General features: G+C 35.1%; 17 protein-coding genes and 1 pseudogene. 6 read left to right on the top strand and 12 right to left on the bottom strand.

The genetic code is table 11. The annotated features are described in order from the left end of the window. Positions 1-431 precede the first annotated feature (431 nt). The 8 genes and pseudogenes from BCR24_RS16870 to BCR24_RS09035 all read right to left on the bottom strand — a co-directional run bounded on the left by BCR24_RS16870 (position 432) and on the right by BCR24_RS09035 (position 4,167). Complete coding sequence (locus BCR24_RS16870) at positions 432-569, bottom strand: hypothetical protein (protein ID WP_157804688.1); 138 nt, start codon at positions 567-569, stop codon at positions 432-434. Between the two features lie 18 nt (positions 570-587). Further along, on the bottom strand, positions 588-782 hold the full coding sequence (locus BCR24_RS09060) for a Sec23/Sec24 zinc finger-containing protein (RefSeq protein ID WP_069640232.1): 195 nt from the start codon (positions 780-782) through the stop codon (positions 588-590). 458 nt (positions 783-1,240) lie between these two features. Beyond that, positions 1,241-1,406, bottom strand: a pseudogene (locus BCR24_RS17105) (dihydrodipicolinate synthase family protein); the annotation flags it as partial. Between the two features lie 153 nt (positions 1,407-1,559). Then, positions 1,560-2,090, bottom strand: coding sequence for a hypothetical protein (locus tag BCR24_RS09055; RefSeq protein ID WP_069640231.1), 531 nt, complete (start codon positions 2,088-2,090; stop codon positions 1,560-1,562). Positions 2,091-2,110: 20 nt separating this feature from the next. Next, entirely contained in the window at positions 2,111-2,353 is a 243-nt protein-coding gene (locus BCR24_RS09050) for an ABC transporter permease (protein ID WP_069640230.1), read from the bottom strand. Positions 2,354-2,449: 96 nt separating this feature from the next. Next, positions 2,450-3,115, bottom strand: coding sequence for a hypothetical protein (locus BCR24_RS09045; protein WP_069640229.1), 666 nt, complete (start codon positions 3,113-3,115; stop codon positions 2,450-2,452). Next, positions 3,099-3,803 carry an ATP-binding cassette domain-containing protein gene (locus tag BCR24_RS09040; RefSeq protein WP_069640228.1) on the bottom strand — a complete coding sequence of 235 codons (705 nt, stop codon included), beginning with the start codon at positions 3,801-3,803 and terminating at the stop codon, positions 3,099-3,101. The genes BCR24_RS09045 and BCR24_RS09040 overlap by 17 nt, the downstream gene beginning before the upstream one ends. Next, a complete protein-coding gene (locus tag BCR24_RS09035) occupies positions 3,796-4,167 on the bottom strand; it encodes a GntR family transcriptional regulator (RefSeq protein ID WP_083244365.1) in 372 nt (123 codons plus the stop codon). Before BCR24_RS09035 ends, BCR24_RS09040 begins: the two co-directional genes overlap by 8 nt. 288 nt (positions 4,168-4,455) lie before the next feature. Here BCR24_RS09035 and BCR24_RS09030 point away from each other — a divergent pair, with 288 nt between their 5' ends. Together BCR24_RS09030 and BCR24_RS09025 are read left to right on the top strand one after the other, a co-directional pair. Beyond that, positions 4,456-5,070, top strand: a complete 615-nt coding sequence (locus BCR24_RS09030) for a Crp/Fnr family transcriptional regulator (protein ID WP_239574278.1) — start codon at positions 4,456-4,458, stop codon at positions 5,068-5,070. Positions 5,071-5,298: 228 nt separating this feature from the next. After that, on the top strand, positions 5,299-6,264 hold the full coding sequence (locus BCR24_RS09025; protein WP_069640225.1) for an endonuclease/exonuclease/phosphatase family protein: 966 nt from the start codon (positions 5,299-5,301) through the stop codon (positions 6,262-6,264). A 137-nt stretch (positions 6,265-6,401) separates the two neighbouring features. Here BCR24_RS09025 and BCR24_RS09020 read toward each other — a convergent pair whose 3' ends face one another. From BCR24_RS09020 to BCR24_RS09005, 4 genes are read right to left on the bottom strand one after another with little or no spacing between them, the layout of a single operon-like run. Then, positions 6,402-6,656: a metal-sensitive transcriptional regulator gene (locus tag BCR24_RS09020; protein ID WP_069640224.1), complete on the bottom strand. Its 255-nt coding sequence runs from the start codon at positions 6,654-6,656 to the stop codon at positions 6,402-6,404. Beyond that, on the bottom strand, positions 6,646-6,951 hold the full coding sequence (locus BCR24_RS09015; protein ID WP_069640223.1) for a rhodanese-like domain-containing protein: 306 nt from the start codon (positions 6,949-6,951) through the stop codon (positions 6,646-6,648). Before BCR24_RS09015 ends, BCR24_RS09020 begins: the two co-directional genes overlap by 11 nt. Continuing rightward, positions 6,944-8,602 carry an FAD-dependent oxidoreductase gene (locus BCR24_RS09010; protein ID WP_069640222.1) on the bottom strand — a complete coding sequence of 553 codons (1,659 nt, stop codon included), beginning with the start codon at positions 8,600-8,602 and terminating at the stop codon, positions 6,944-6,946. Before BCR24_RS09010 ends, BCR24_RS09015 begins: the two co-directional genes overlap by 8 nt. Continuing rightward, complete coding sequence (locus BCR24_RS09005; protein WP_069640221.1) at positions 8,602-8,916, bottom strand: rhodanese-like domain-containing protein; 315 nt, start codon at positions 8,914-8,916, stop codon at positions 8,602-8,604. The genes BCR24_RS09010 and BCR24_RS09005 overlap by 1 nt, the downstream gene beginning before the upstream one ends. A gap of 237 nt (positions 8,917-9,153) precedes the next feature. On the opposite strand from BCR24_RS09005, the gene BCR24_RS09000 reads away from it, so the two are divergent. From BCR24_RS09000 to BCR24_RS08985, 4 genes are all read left to right on the top strand, one after another. Further along, positions 9,154-9,723, top strand: coding sequence for a glycoside hydrolase family 73 protein (locus BCR24_RS09000; RefSeq protein ID WP_069640220.1), 570 nt, complete (start codon positions 9,154-9,156; stop codon positions 9,721-9,723). A 121-nt stretch (positions 9,724-9,844) separates the two neighbouring features. Next, positions 9,845-10,489, top strand: coding sequence for a response regulator transcription factor (locus BCR24_RS08995; RefSeq protein ID WP_069640219.1), 645 nt, complete (start codon positions 9,845-9,847; stop codon positions 10,487-10,489). Then, positions 10,473-11,879 (top strand): sensor histidine kinase, encoded by a 1,407-nt coding sequence (locus tag BCR24_RS08990; protein ID WP_069640218.1) that lies wholly within the window; start codon positions 10,473-10,475, stop codon positions 11,877-11,879. The genes BCR24_RS08995 and BCR24_RS08990 overlap by 17 nt, the downstream gene beginning before the upstream one ends. Before the next feature lie 450 nt (positions 11,880-12,329). Further along, positions 12,330-14,663, top strand: a complete 2,334-nt coding sequence (locus BCR24_RS08985; RefSeq protein WP_069640217.1) for a glycoside hydrolase — start codon at positions 12,330-12,332, stop codon at positions 14,661-14,663. Positions 14,664-14,780 lie beyond the last annotated feature (117 nt).

Below are 14,780 nucleotides of genomic sequence, written 5' to 3'. Positions count from 1 at the left end.
GGCTGAATGAAGCTGACACGCCCCTGCTACACTGGTTGTGCTATTAATAAACAACTATAGCCTTCCTTTTGTAAAATACAGTTTGCTATCATTAGTTCAAATTATTACAACTAAAAAGGGAAGACTCTTTGACATTATAGAATGAAAATAGACATATCGACGTTCTTGCTATAATCGTAAAAACATGCTAATTAATTCAAATTGTAAAAAATAGAAATTTCGCACTTAAATCATACAATGGAGAAGGCTTTAATTCAGAGTTCTATTGTGGAAACTTTGACTATACTCATATTTGACACTTTCTTGATTATAAATAAAAGACAACTAATTTCTTGTTGTCTTTACCTTTTACATATTAATACTAAGTAAATAACTGCTAATATTTCTTATTCTTAAAATAGTTACTTTTTCTCTTTACTATTGAAATTTTTTCAGGATATTTTTTTCAAGATACTCATACCCTTTTTTGTAATCATATAGGTTAAACTAATAGCCCCGAAAAATATAGACGCTTCTTGACGCCCTTTTTTCTTTCCAGTATGAAAGCCATGCCCCCACTGTTTCCCCATAGCACACTCCTTTTAGTACTATTTAAATAGATTTTTGAAGAAACCTTTTGGTTCATCATCTTCATCAAAAACATTGTCTTTTGAAATACTATTTTTATATCCGCATTCCGTACATTTCCATACAAACTTGTAATCATCAAAATTATTCTGTATGTTCAATTGTTTGTCACAATTATCACACCACCAATCGACATCTGGAAATCGCTCACTCATGCTAAACTCTCCTTTTTGATTTTATTATACCACTGTATTATTTACTAACCAATACAATACCTTATGAAAAGCTTGTAAAGATAATTTGTCTTACAACCTTTATTGACCCGAAAACCGTCATTTATCTTGTTAGTAATTCTTTATCGTAACTTCAACGACATTCTGCCCCAAATTGTTCAACAAGGATCTAGTGTATGCTTATTATTGATTCCATTTCAGTCGCTTCACTAGCCAACTGATCAAAATATTCTACAGGATCATCAATCTCAATGAAACTAACCTTCCTAAGTTTTTCAGATAATAACATGAATAATCCCTTTCTTTCTTGTCCCATAAACCGTATTTTTATAAGTAATAAATCCAAATCAACACCAAACTAACTATAAGTAACAGGTTAAAAAGTATCCAAAAGAAAATCAGAACTTTTCCCCAGTTTTTTTCTTCTACTTATATAGAATTTTTTCTTCAAGAGTAAGACTGTGTTGTTCTCCTGTAGATCCACAAACTAAAACAGATCTTATTCCAATATTTCGAAGATAAACTATGTGATCCAGCGTTGCTTTTACATTCAACTCTTCAGCATGAAAAAGCTGTAGGTACGGCGACATGATATGAGCTTTTCAAACAAAAATTAATGTCAATCACTTCTTCTTATCATTTTTTGATAAAGTATTTTCTTATTTATCTTATCAGAAAAATTAAATTAGAAAAAGAAGTGTTGCACTTAATTGGACAATTCTAGAGCGAAAAGCGGTAATTTCTTCATTTCATTTTTTATTAATTTAATAAAAATTCTCTGATTCTCCGACTAAATACAGTGATATTTTCCGTTTTAGACGCAGCAGTTGTAACATCCAGATATCCAGGGTCTTTTGACCAAGTGCCTGAATCGGCTGTCAAATATATACTTAATTTTTCTTCATTTTTGTGCTTGTTGATATAATCTAAAACTGCTTTTGGAGGATCGCTTGATTGAACGGTGGATAGTAAAATCACTTTATCCCATTCTTCGATTTTACTTTCACCAAGATCTTCGACAGGCTCGACTTTTAAGTAAATATTTTCATCAACTAGATTTTTTTTAAGTTCATTGATTACTTCATTTTTAAAGGCACGATCTTGTGTGTAGATAACAGCTTTATACGAATTTGCTTTTTCTTTTAACGCTTCGTTGATCTCATAACTTGAAATAACACCTTGAACTCTTGCCATGCGGTAGTAGCCTAAAAATCCAGCGGCTCCAAGAATAAGTAACACCACACTGATCACTCCATATCTAACCAGTTTATTCTTCCATAATTTTTTCATTTTTCTTCCTTCTTTCGTTTTTATTCGTAGCGTAAGGCAGTGATTGGGTCCAGTTTGGCTGCTTTGGCTGCTGGATATAGTGCAAAAATAATTCCTAATACAGCAGTGATTCCTAATGTAGCTAAAGCGTTAAGTGGTGCTATTTGAATGACTTCTTTAAAACCAATCCTTGATTCGATCAGCGGATTTGCTAAAAATTGAATCAAATAGGCAAAAGTAATTGAAATAACGTTAGATAGGAACATAATATAGATTTCTTCCATAAAATTGTCTTGCCACTACCACTTGTTCCTAAAATCAGGGCGAAATCCATCGCTTTGGTTATTGCTATGATTTCATGTAAAACAGGGTCTGATTTGTTATCGATCATCGTTCGTTTGATTTCTTTCTAACCATAAATAAACAAATACGAACGTTGCTGACAAGCATGCATTTAAAATAAACGTACTTGGATAAAACTTTCCATGATTGATTGGCAAAGCAATCGTCACACTTTGAGGAAAATAGTAACGCGCAATATCATTCAAAAGTACGACCAAGCCCCACCCAATGGCTATGACAAACGTTTTTGAGAAATTTGGCAGCCATAGTTTTGCTACACCCCCTCTAAATAACACTAAGTAACTGATTATACCCGCAAGGTAAACCGCTAATTCTAAAGCTAAAAGTACTAACTCACTCAGGTTCAAAGAGATTGTTGAAAAATTAAAAATAAGATTTACTCCACCAATTAAAATCACTTGCAGATAGGACAATAAATATTTTGCAACCATCTTTTCAAAGGTCGATTGAGTAACCGTACTGGCTAATGTGCGGTGATTTGACTGAATATCCAGTTGATTGATCCGCCAAGTCAAAACGATTGCTGCAATAACTGAAAGAATGATCGGCAAACGATTCCATTGAGATTCTGGCATAGTTAGTTGAAAAACATATTTAGCAAAATAGCTGGTCAAAATCAACAATAGGCTACTTAAAAAGAATTTTTTGCTTTTTTCATGGTAAAAATTAAATAAACGTATCATCAGCTTCCTCCTCATAGATTTCTTTCAGCGACATACTTTTGCGTTCGCGTAAATCTTCTAAATCGATCACTTCGCAGAATCGATTGGGATTCATGAATAACACATCCGTAAATAATGTATCCATCTCTTCAATAAAATTCGTCGAAACAATAATTAATTTATTTTCTCCACTGGCTTTTCTCAACAACTGTTTCACTTGAATCCGTGATGAATAATCCAAGTAAGCAAATGGTTCATCTAATAGGAAAATGCTTGTTTCTTTGCCATATTCACAAGCTATTTTCACTTTGACTTTGGTGCCTTCAGAAAGTTCCTGCCACTTTTGTTTTGGAGAAATATGCCAAATTTCTAATTGCTCCATTGCTTTTTCTAAATGAAAACCAGGAAATAAGATCGTATACTCCAGCAGAATTTGCCGAACGGTTTCGGTAGCTTCAAAATAATCAATTGTTGAAACATAAGCTATATTTGTTTTAAATGCTGGACTGCTTTGTATTTGGTCATTATAGAGAATCGTCCCGGAGCTTATTTTCCGTTGCCCTGAAATACAGTCTAATAATGTTGTTTTGCCAGTTCCATTTTTCCCGAGAATTCCTAGAATTTGACCGTTTTCTAACGTAAAAGACAGCTCTTGAAAAATAGTTTTTTTGTATCGTTTGCTACCATTTTTTACCTGTAATTTATTCATTTGCAGTCCTCACAATCCGTTCAATGATATGGTCTCGTTCACTTTGTGTTAACTCAAACTTTTGTAATTGAATAATAAACGCTGTCAAGTGTGCCTCAATCAATCGAAAGCGTAGATCTGTAATTTTACCAACATTATGTGTCACGAATTTCCCAATTCCTCTCTGACTGATCAATATTTCTTCTTGTTCTAAAATACTGTACGCTCGTTGAACTGTGGTTGGATTTACTGCTAAATCTTCTGCTAATTGTCTGACAGACGGTACTTTTTCATTTTGCTGCCAATGACCGTTAACAATCCATTGTTCAACCTGTTCGATGATTTGTTGATAAATAGGTCTGTTGCCGTCATAATTCACCTGCATCCTCCCTTTCTTAGATAGATACTGTACTGCACAAGCCATACAGTTAGCTGGTAAACCTTATTTTAGAGGAAACAAAAAAAACAATTTATATCAATGATATAAATTGCTCTGACTTTGGTATAATTTAGCTAAATCAACGATACACACTTTTATTCCCCCTAAAAATTATGCTATACTTTTTCCACTGACTATGAATTCTCTAACTGACTGAGCTACTCGTTCAGCTTTTAAAATAAGGAGCCATGACTTATCGAATTATATAAAGAAAATACGCGCTTGATCAACTACTTGAAAAAAAAGAGACCCTTTGACTGGACAGAAAAACACTATGTAAAAAGCAATTTGATCATCGATGAATATGATAAAGCCAAAACCTTGTATTACGTTGTTTCAGGGGTAATCTGTGTCGAAATATTGAACGATGACAAACGCTATATCTCATCTTTCATTTTTCAAAATGATTTTTTTGGGTTAGATAGTTTTTCTACGTTTAAACAAAAAACTCACTCCGTTCGAGTTATTAGTGAAGAGGCCACTATTTTTAGTATCCCGAAAACGATTCTCTTAAATACATTAAATGAAGTGCCAAACTATTATGAGTTGCTGTTGACTAATTTTGCCGATATTTTTCAACGACATTATAGCTACTTTGAGTTCTTACATTTGCCAACTGCAGCCCGAATCAAACAAGCTCTAAGCTATTTAAGTAATCATATCGGACAGTTGACAGAAACAGAGCAAATCGAACTGCCGACATTTGTCACACAAGAAATTTTATCAAAGTTTTGTCGGACATCTCAATCTAGAGTTTCTATTTCTTTAAATGAATTAGAAAAAACCGGTTGGCTATTAAAAAAGAAAGTGCCTATCACAATAAATTCAGAAGAAGTAGAACTGGAATAAAATTTTTAACAAGCTAATCAATATACAAAATAAAATACTTTAAGTTTACTTTTTCTTCCTCTAGATATATACTATCATTAGTTACTTATTTCTTTGGATAGTTATTGTTTTTACTGACAAGCTAAACCGAAATTACTCATTTATTTGAGTAATTTCGGATTTTTTGTATAAGAAGACAATTATCCAACTGTTTTTTAGTAACGAAATAACGCTAAAAGGAGAAAAAAAATGAGAAAAAAAGGTTATTTATTGTTTAGTATTGTTGCTACTATGATGATGGGTTGTTCAAACACAACGCCTAGTAAACAAAATACAAGTGAAACCGGTCACCAAGAGAAAGAGGAACTAATTGTCGGAACATTTAACATTGATATTAAAGCCCCAGACAATGATGTGAATGACCAAAGAAAGCTACTTTCAGATAAAGATGTTGAGATTTTTGGCATCCAAGAAGTAGACAAAAATACAATTCGTTACGAACAAAGAGCCAACTATGATCCCTTCACTGATTTTACAAAAGGACCCTATAAAGATTCTTTCTTTGGACAGTCTATTGAATTTGGTGGCGGTGGTTATGGTAATGGTATCGTTTCTAAATATCCTTTAAAAGAGACGAAAGTTGTCGAATTATACGGTATGAAAGAAGCTCCTGGAGCTGAACAAAAACAATTTTATGAGATCTACAAACATTTTGACTATAAGGATAAAACAAGCTCAGATTGTTTGATGGATATTTGGGGAGAAGGTGGTTTAGTCACAAAAGGAGCCTTGGAACCGCGTTCTTATTCTCGGGCCATTTTTGAAAAAGATAAGAAAAAAATTGCCTTTTATTCTACCCATTTAAGCGTTGAGTCATTTGAGGTGCGAACGAAACAATTAGAACAACTAAAAAAAGTTTTAGATGAGGACCCTACAGAATATAAAATTTTAGTTGGTGACTTTAATACCGATCATGGTATTAATGAACTCAATATTTTCTCTAAAGATTACCAAATTTCTAATGGACATAACGGTGTCTGGTTGGAAACGATGGCAGAAAAAGATGTTACAAGAGCTTCTTTAGAGACGAGTATGGCAGTAAAATTTTTAGATAACATTATTGTTTCTAAAAATTTTGAAATCACAGATGTCGACGTAATCAAAACAGATTTATCCGATCACTATCCTTTGATTACGACCTTAAAATTTAAATAGACAGCGAGAAAAATCATTTTTTGAAGATTTTCATTAACTAAGAGGGACAATTAAGCCGATTCGCCTACTGTCCCTCTTAGCTATTTTCAATGACGCATCCTTGATAGTATTTCATCTAAGTGATTCAATAGTAAAAATCATCTCGTTTTGACGATCATCTCCAGTGCTTTTGCCAATTCTTCACCCGTCAGGTCAATGTCTTTATCCTCCATACATTGTTTCAAATTTTCCGTCACCACCAGCCCAATCACTTTGTCTATACTAGAGCGAACTGCCATCAATTGGGTCACAACTTCCCGGCAATCTTTTCCTTCATCCATCATTTTTAAAATCCCTCGAATTTGTCCTTCTGAACGTTTCAAACGATTCGCTAGTTTAGGATCACAAGCCATCCACAACATCCCCTCTCCAGGCGGACATACCACCCAGCACATTTGTAGCGTCATACCCTAATGAAGCAACATATTCACTCGCCATTTGTGAACGTCCGCCAGCTTGGCAAATAATATAATAAGGTTGCGTTTTATCCAATGATTCAGCTGTTTCTTGCAACGTGCTTAATGGCAAATTTTTTGCCCCTTTAATGTGTCCTGAAAGATACTCGTCTTCCTCACGCACATCTATGATAGCTAATTGATTTCTTTTTTCTACTTGTTCAAATTCATCGATCATGATTGATTTATACATTATTAATAACCTCCTGAGGGTAAATTGTACTATATAGTTGAAAAGCACCATCTAAATTTTTCACATTAAAGCCATTATTTTTTAAGATTCGTTCGGCTAAATAGCTACGTTGCCCACTTTGACAACTTACAATGATTTCTTTATCCGTTGGAAGATCAGTTAAATGCTCTCTTAATTCATCCAATGGAATATTTTTAGCTTGAGGTAATGCACCGCTATTCGTTAGTTCTCCTGGATTCCTCACATCTAGTAAAAAAGCTCCATTTTCTATTGCTTCTTTCAATTCGTAATATTGAATAGTGTCAGAGAAGCCTTCAACAATATTGGTCGCAGCATAACCCATCATATTTACAGGATCTTTCGCTGAGCCAAATGGCGGTGCATAAGTAAATTCTAACTCTGGCAAATCCATAACGGTCAGACCTGCTTTGATTGCAGTGGCGATGATGTCGATTCGTTTATCCACACCATCTTGTCCAATCGCTTGTGCGCCATAGATTTTACCTGATACAGGATGAAATAGCAACTTCATCACAATCGGATAACTTCCAGGAAAATACCCCGCATGGCTTTTTGAAGTTGTATGCACTGCTTTAAATTCTAGATGACTATTGCGTAACTGGCGTTCACTTAAACCAGTACTGGCTGCCGCAAGATCAAACACTCGCACGATTGCAGTTCCTATACTTCCTTGGTTTTTCCGAGCAACGCCTGCGATCACATCTGCTACTTGGCGCCCTTGGCGATTTGCAGGAGATGCGAGCGCGATCAGAGCATCTTCTTCTGTGACTTGCTGTTTAACAACGATTGCATCACCAACAGCATAAATATCTGGATCATTCGTTTGGTAAGTTGCATCTACAACGATCCCTCCACGTAAGCCTATTTTCAAATCAGCTGCAACAGCTAGATCGCTAGATGGTTTGACGCCAATCGATAGCACTGTAAAATCACTTGATAGTGTTTCACCTGAACTTAATTTGATTTTCTTTCCAGCCTCTTTAAATGCCGTTGCCCCAGCCTCCGTATAGACAGTAATTCCTTTTGCCTTTAATTCTTTTTCAACAAAGGCGGCCATTTCCTCATCTAAAGGTGGTAAAATTTGCGGCGTTGCTTCTACGATTGTGACATCAAGGCCAAGGTGACTTAAATTCTCTGCCATTTCTAGACCAATAAATCCTGCCCCAATCACAACGGCTTGTTTAGGTTGCTCATTTTTGACAGTTGCTACGATCTTATCGACATCTGGAACGTTTCTTAAGGTATAAATATTTGTTGCTTCGGCCAACCCTTCAATTGTCGGTATCACTGGTTGTGCCCCTGGTGAAAGAATCAATTTATCATAACTGATTGTGTTCTCTTTACCATTCGCATTCGTTAAAACTGTTTTATTTTTTCGATCGATTTTAACTGCTTCTGTTTCTGCATAAACATCAATATTAAATCTTTTTTTCAACTGTTCAGGAGTTTGTAAGATCAATTCTGAACGTTCACTGATTTCTCCCGATACATAATAGGGCAATCCACAGTTTGCAAATGAAACATAGGGGCCTTTTTCTAAAACGATGATTTCGATCTCTTCAGATAACCTTCTTAATCTAGTCGCAGCTGACATGCCACCTGCTACACCGCCAATAATCACTACTCGCATTATAATGTCCCTCCTCTGACTTCTCCACGCCAAGCACTCATACCGCCTTTAACGTTGATTGCATCGATTCCTCTAGCTTTTAATTTTTTAACAGCTTGACGACTTCTCATTCCAGATTGACAAATCACATAGACTGGTTCTTTATCTTTTTTTACATAAGAATTAATTTTACTAAGGGGTATATTTTTTGCACCCGATATATGTCCAGATGCAAATTCTGTCTTTTCTCGAACATCGATTACTTCGGGCTTTGTTGCTAATTTTTGTCGAAGTTCGCTTGTACTTACTGAATTTCCTTTAAAAAATGAAAACATTTGCTCCTCCTTTATACCCTATAGGGTATTTACATTAAATAGCATAAAGGATATTGGGAGACTTGTAAAGAAGTTTGTTTCAAAAAAATTTATCGATCATTCCATAAAAAGAAGTATATTCTTAATCAAACTGAAGTATTTCTTAAGAAAGCCAAACAAATATTAACTTCTTTGGCATATTTTTGTAACATTTAACCTCTATACTGTTTGTAACACTTAAAGAAAAGAGGTTATTACATGAATCAAGGAATTCTAAGAAGACAAAATATTTTACCCTTACTATTGATTCTACTTCTTTCATTTGCTAGTCTTTTCCTTATTTTTAATAAAGAAGAACAACCAATCCAAGATGAAGCCACTGCGTATCAGCAGATTTTTATTGATGAAATAGCATCTGAAGCGAAACTTTTACAAAAACAAACCCATCTATTTGCTAGTATTACCATAGCCCAAGCGATTTTAGAATCTGACTGGGGTCGTAGTGAACTAGCGGTCGAAGCAAAAAATTTATTTGGGATCAAGGGTGCTTTTAATGAAAAATCTAGCATTATGCCCACGGATGAGTTTATTGATGGTGAACGAATCACGATCGATGATTCGTTTAAAAAATACGAGACGATCCAAGAATCCATGGTCGATCATATGGAATTTTTAAAAGGCGGTACCTATGATGCAATTAAAACAAGTAAAAATTATCAAGAGGCAGCTGTTGCTTTGCAAAATGGCGGCTATGCAACCGATCCAGACTATGCCGAAAAATTGATTCAATTGATTGAGGAATTTAAACTTTATAAGTATGATAAATAATAAAAGCATATCATGAACGGTTCTTATCTAAACCTGCTATGCAATACGTTGATTGAATTTTGTACTAATTTATCAACTTTTCTGCCAAAAGAATAATCGATTTTTAAAAGGAGTCTTGAACATGTTTATTTTAGTTGCCGATGATAGTCCCGAAATGGTTAAGATCGTTAGTGCCTATTTAAAAAAAGACGGATTTACAGTCTATACTGCACTTGATGGTGAAGAGGCCTTAGATATTTTTTATCAAAAAAAATTAGATTTAGCTATTATTGATTGGATGATGCCTAAAATTGATGGCATTGAGGTCATTAAAACGATCAAAGCCGAAAGCTCATTAAAGGTCTTGATGCTCACAGCTAAATCAACTGGTGAAGACGAATTTCTTTCTTTATCTAGTGGTGCAGATGACTATATTACCAAACCATTTCATCCACAAGTGCTATCATTACGTGTCAAAAAATTGCTTGGTTTAACGCGTTCATTATATGTGAGAGACTTATTGATCGATCCAGCGAATTTAAAAGTTTGGAAAGAGGAACAAGCATTGGATTTAACAAAAAAAGAATTTGATTTGCTGATGATGCTGGTTAAAAATCGTGGCAGTATTTTATCAAGAGAACAATTGTTAGTCGGTGTTTGGGGTATGGATTATGATGGTGTAGCACGAACTGTGGACACACATATTAGAAGGCTTCGTGAAAAAATTGGCGATGAGATTATCACCACCAAACGAGGAGTGGGCTATCTCATTGAACAAGAAAACTAGAAAAATCAGTACAACACTCACATTGACCTTTTCACTGATTATTGTAGGTAGCTTTATCATCATGTTTCTTTTCAATAGTCTGATTGTTCCTTATTACTATTTTTCTAAAATGGATCATAAAGTCACCTCCGTTATGACAGATATTCAACAAAATACCCGATCTGAACAACAACTAGCTGAATTAGAAGAGAACAATCAAGTCACAATCATCTCACGAAGTTTAGATGGCACCTCTCTTGATGATTTTAATGAAGCCTTGAATGTAGAGTTGAATCGAAAAAAGGTCGCATTAAATCGCTTTTGGATTACACAAGAAACATTGGATCAACTACAAAATACATCTCAATCTGTCCAACGAAATTTTGACCAAGGGAAGCAGAAATCCAGTTTCTTAGTTGAGATGAGAGTAATTGATAATACTTTTTACTTAGTGGGGGTTTCTACTGTTAATTTTTCAGAAACAGCGAATCTGATCAATACTTTCAACTTTATTTCTATGAGCCTGACATTGGGACTGATTATTGTCTTAATTTATATTTCTGTTCGGAAAATAACGGATCCTTTAGTCAACTTAAAAAAAGTGGCAGAAGAAATCACCAGACTAACATTTGTAACGACCGATGACATTCCAGCCAATGAAATTGGTGAATTAGCACTTAGCATCAACAAAATGAGTTATGCTTTAGCTACTTACCAAAAAAATTTATTAGCTAAAAATGAACAACTTAAACAATTTACAGCAGACTTGACCCATGAATTAAAAACACCGATTGCTTTGATAAAAGCATATGGCTCTGGTATTGAAGATGATTTAGACGACGGAACGTATCTTGAGGTGATTTTACAACAAACCCAACGATTGAATGATATCGTTGATCAAATGTTGGACTATGCAAAATTAGAACAGCAACAGCCAATCAATAAAGTCCTGTTGCAATTGTCAGATACTTGGAGACAAACAGTAGCAGAACTTCAACCTACGATGGAAAAAGAAGACATTTTATTGCTAGAAGCAGACACAGATACTCCTCTTTCATTGATTGAAGCAGATCCGATTTTGCTCAAAAGAGTTTTTGATAATTTATTGACTAACAGTATTAAATACACCACGGACAAAGAGATCCAAGCCAATTGGCGTGAAACGGAAGAATTTATCGAATTTACGATCAGTAATCAAACCTCTCTAAATTCGGATTTTGATGTAAATAAGCTTTGGGAAGCCTTTTATGTCCATGAAAAATCACGGAATAAAAACCTTTCTGGCACAGGACTAGGCTTATCGATCGTTCAATCGATCATGCAGGAACATGGATTTACAATCGAAGCTAGATTAGTTCATCAGACATTAATTTTTATTTTACATTTCTATAAATCGGAAAAACAAGCGTAATATTTTGCGCTTGTTTTTTTAATGTTAGATTTTGGCATTTTTCTGTAACACTTGCTTGGTAAACTTTGGATATGCTATTGAGTTGAGCAAGTTTGCTCCTCGGAAAAAAGATGAACTATACTTGAGGCAAAAAACACCTCAGTCATACTTCCCTATTTTTCTGTCGAAGCAGGACAAGCCTGCTCAGCTTTTGTATTATCTAGCTTCACAGGCTTGCTCCTCGGAAAAAAGATGAACTATGTTTGAGGCAAAAAACACCTCAGTCATACTTCCCTATTTTTCTGTCGAAGCAGGACAAGCCTGCTCAGCTTTTGTATTATCTAGCTTCACAGGCTTGCTCCTCGGAAAAAAGATGAACTATGTTTGAGGCAAAAAACACCTCAGTCATACTTCCCTATTTTTCTGTCGGAGCAGGACGAGCCTGCTCAGCTTTTAAATTAGGAGGAACCTATGAAAAAAATGTCTATCTATCTTAGCTTAGCCGTAATCACACTATCCTTATCTGGATGTAATTTCAACCAAACTACTGCAACAAATAAATCAGAAAAGTTGATCGTCAACAACGAAATCGAAAAAAACAATAGTTATGCTAAAACTGATTTCTCCTTTGATGTCGATCCAGCAACTTTCACTGTCTCCATTACTGAAAATGGAGAAAGAGCAGAAGTCTCAAAACCTCAAGAAACAAAAGAAGTCTCTGACCTAAAGAAAAGCAAAGAAGAGATCAGTTGGACTTATCCGAATGAACAAATCAAGGTCAAATTAAAAAAAGAAAATAATCATCTAGCTGTGGCACTCACAACTTTATCCGCTGAAGATATCTCTTTTATCTGGCCTAAATTAGACGCTGAAAACTATGTACTACCGATTGCTGAAGGAAAAACAATTCCTAATGATCAAAAAGAGTGGCTTGCCTACTTTAAACAAAATGAAGAATTATCAATAAGTGAAGCTTTCTCAATGAGCTTTTTTACAACAAATCAAGAAACTTTTGCTACAACCTTTGTAATGGATAACACTTTTAACAGTGATCTTTTAACAAAAACCGAGCCTCACTTAACTTTGGAAGCCAAGCATAATTTCATTGGCTTTGACAAAAATAAAACCTTGAATTACCGACTTTATGTTACCGATAATGATCCTGTCGCAATCGCCAAAACCTACCAAAGGGATCGAATCGATCTAGGGGAGTTCAAGACACTTGATGAAAAGGAAAAAGAAAATCCAGAAATTAAAAAAATGCGTGGTGCGATTCAAATTTATTACTGGAACAGCCGCATTTTAACAACAGAAGATATTAAATGGGGTAAGCTACCTCAAATGGTGGATGAACCAATTTTCCAGTGGATTGCTGAATTGTTGACTCAATATGGTGAAGATGGTTCTGAGGAATACTTAAAGGCTTTAGAAGCGTTTAAAAAAAATGAAGGCTATAACTATGAAAAAAACACCTTCTTAACATCCATCAATTATGTTCTGCTTTATCCACAATTTTATACTAAAGATATTTTCAAAAACCCGGATGCAGACGCACAAAAATTGATTGATAAAGGCATCGACAAACTAAGTGAACAGGAACGCTATACTTTGAATAAACACCTATTAGCTGGTATTTTAGGTGATCTAACCCCACCACTTGAGCAATGGGGAGCAACATCATCTGATGTCTTTAGAGAGATGAAAGACTCAGGTGTTGAAAATGCCTGGATTGGTCTGCCAAACTGGGTTAATGGCTTAATGAATCCCGAGATGGTCAAAACAGCAGCTGATCAAGGCTATCTGATTGGTCCTTATGATTCTTATCAGTCGATTCAAGAAAAAGCTAGCATCGATTGGAACACAGCTTCCTTCCCAAATAAAAACCTATACGAAAACGCAACAGTCACGAAAAAAAATGGTGAAAAAGTTGCTGGTTTCTTAGGCAAAGGACGCAAACTTAATCCAACACAAATTTTTCCTGACGTCGAAGAACGGTTTACAGGAATTATGCAGAATAAGATTCCTTTTAATTCTTGGTTCTTAGATACTGATGCTGCTGGTGAAATTTATAATGACTATAGTTCTGATCACTTAACTACCCAAAGTGAAGATGTTGCCGGCCGATTAAAACGAATGGATTATTTCAATCAAAATGGTCTAGTTGTCGGTTCTGAAGGTGGGAATGACTTTGCTTCAAAAGATATGGTTTTTGCTCACGGAATCGAAACACCTGTCATTATGTGGTCTGATCCTGATATGCGAGAAAACAAAGAAAGTGAATACTATGTAGGAAGTTATGCTACATTAGACGGCGGTATTCCAACAAAGTACAAAAAAGTCGTACCAATCAAGGAAGAGTACAAAGCGATTTATACTGATCCTGTTTATTCTCTTCCGCTTTACAAGCTTGTTTACAACCGTTCGGTGATTACTTCTCATCAATGGGAATGGGATAGCTACAAAATCAAAGATCAAGTCGGTGAACGTCGCATGAAAGAGTATTTGTATAACACTCCGCCAATGATACATATAGACAAAGCTTCTTGGCAGGAACATAAACTAGATATTTCAAAAAATGCTAAAATTTGGGTACCTTTCCAAAAAGAAGCTTTACAACATGAAATGACTGGTTTTAAAGTATTGACAGATAATCGTTTAGTTCAAAAAACTGAATTTGGTGATACCTTATCTGTGCTTGCTAATTTCTCTGATACTGATTATGATGCAGATGGTGTTAAAGTTGCTAGTCATACTGCTTTGATCATTCATGATGGGAAAGAAACGATTGTAAAAGCGGAAAGTTAATAAAAAGAGGTTGGGACAGGATGATGTGCGCCCTAAAAGTTGTACGTAGATTAACCTGTCATTCGACTGGTATGAATTCGGTATTGAACCGGACTCATACCAGTCAATTTTGCTTTT

This window comes from Enterococcus ureilyticus (genome assembly GCF_001730315.1).
Classification (GTDB): Bacteria; Bacillota; Bacilli; order Lactobacillales; family Enterococcaceae; genus Enterococcus_L; species Enterococcus_L ureilyticus.
The sequence above is the reverse complement of the archived record's forward strand: the minus strand, read 5'-3'. Positions and strand labels throughout refer to the sequence as shown.

Excerpts from the sequence above, each read along its gene's own strand:
- BCR24_RS09050 (WP_069640230.1), bottom strand. The coding sequence starts at position 2,353 with ATGGAAGAAATCTATATTATGTTCCTATCTAACGTTATTTCAATTACT.
- BCR24_RS08995 (WP_069640219.1), top strand. The coding sequence starts at position 9,845 with ATGTTTATTTTAGTTGCCGATGATAGTCCCGAAATGGTTAAGATCGTT.
- BCR24_RS09025 (WP_069640225.1), top strand. The coding sequence starts at position 5,299 with ATGAGAAAAAAAGGTTATTTATTGTTTAGTATTGTTGCTACTATGATG.
- BCR24_RS08985 (WP_069640217.1), top strand. The coding sequence starts at position 12,330 with ATGAAAAAAATGTCTATCTATCTTAGCTTAGCCGTAATCACACTATCC.
- BCR24_RS09000 (WP_069640220.1), top strand. The coding sequence starts at position 9,154 with ATGAATCAAGGAATTCTAAGAAGACAAAATATTTTACCCTTACTATTG.
- BCR24_RS09055 (WP_069640231.1), bottom strand. The coding sequence starts at position 2,090 with ATGAAAAAATTATGGAAGAATAAACTGGTTAGATATGGAGTGATCAGT.
- BCR24_RS09035 (WP_083244365.1), bottom strand. The coding sequence starts at position 4,167 with ATGCAGGTGAATTATGACGGCAACAGACCTATTTATCAACAAATCATC.
- BCR24_RS09040 (WP_069640228.1), bottom strand. The coding sequence starts at position 3,803 with ATGAATAAATTACAGGTAAAAAATGGTAGCAAACGATACAAAAAAACT.
- BCR24_RS09060 (WP_069640232.1), bottom strand. The coding sequence starts at position 782 with ATGAGTGAGCGATTTCCAGATGTCGATTGGTGGTGTGATAATTGTGAC.
- BCR24_RS09010 (WP_069640222.1), bottom strand. The coding sequence starts at position 8,602 with ATGCGAGTAGTGATTATTGGCGGTGTAGCAGGTGGCATGTCAGCTGCG.
- BCR24_RS09045 (WP_069640229.1), bottom strand. The coding sequence starts at position 3,115 with ATGATACGTTTATTTAATTTTTACCATGAAAAAAGCAAAAAATTCTTT.
- BCR24_RS09020 (WP_069640224.1), bottom strand. The coding sequence starts at position 6,656 with ATGGCTTGTGATCCTAAACTAGCGAATCGTTTGAAACGTTCAGAAGGA.
- BCR24_RS09015 (WP_069640223.1), bottom strand. The coding sequence starts at position 6,951 with ATGTATAAATCAATCATGATCGATGAATTTGAACAAGTAGAAAAAAGA.
- BCR24_RS09005 (WP_069640221.1), bottom strand. The coding sequence starts at position 8,916 with ATGTTTTCATTTTTTAAAGGAAATTCAGTAAGTACAAGCGAACTTCGA.
- BCR24_RS16870 (WP_157804688.1), bottom strand. The coding sequence starts at position 569 with ATGGGGAAACAGTGGGGGCATGGCTTTCATACTGGAAAGAAAAAAGGG.